Annotated in this window: 1 protein-coding gene; it reads left to right on the top strand. The window is 42.1% G+C overall.

What is annotated here, in order from left to right:
• A partial coding sequence (locus CD111_RS09555; RefSeq protein WP_240610502.1) for an Ig-like domain-containing protein occupies window positions 1–570 on the top strand: 570 nt, incomplete at both ends.

The following is a 570-nucleotide window of genomic DNA, read 5'->3' as shown; positions in this document are numbered from 1 at the left end:
ATAGATATCCCAGGAAATGTACATTTAAATGAAGGTGAAGTCGTAAATGTAAAAGCGACAGACAAAGATGGAAATACTTCACCTGATGTACAAACAACGGTTAAAGATACAACGGCACCGACAGCACCAACCGTCAATCCGGTAACAAGTGAAGATAAAGTGATCACAGGTGCCTCAGAGCCAGGCTCAACGGTAACTGTGACGTTCCCAGATGGCACAACAGCAACAGGTACAACGGATAAAGACGGCAATTATACAATAAATATTCCTTCAAATGTAGACTTAGTTGGAGGAGAAGCATTACCTGTAACGGCAACAGATGCTGAAGGTAACAAATCGGAAGAAACGACAACAACAGTTAAAGATACAACGGCACCGACAGCACCAACTGTTAAGCCTGTAACAAGTGAAGATAAAGTGATTACAGGTGCCTCAGAGCCAGGCTCAACGGTAACTCTGACGTTCCCAGATGGCACAACAGCAACAGGTACAACGGATAAAGACGGTAATTACACAATAGATATCCCAGGAAATGTACATTTAAATGAAGGTGAAGTCGTAAATGTAAAA

The sequence above is a fragment of the Mammaliicoccus stepanovicii genome (assembly GCF_002902525.1).
In the GTDB taxonomy this organism is placed as follows: Bacteria; Bacillota; Bacilli; order Staphylococcales; family Staphylococcaceae; genus Mammaliicoccus; species Mammaliicoccus stepanovicii.
Note: the sequence above shows the minus strand (reverse complement) of the source record. Positions and strands in the feature narration are given on the sequence as shown.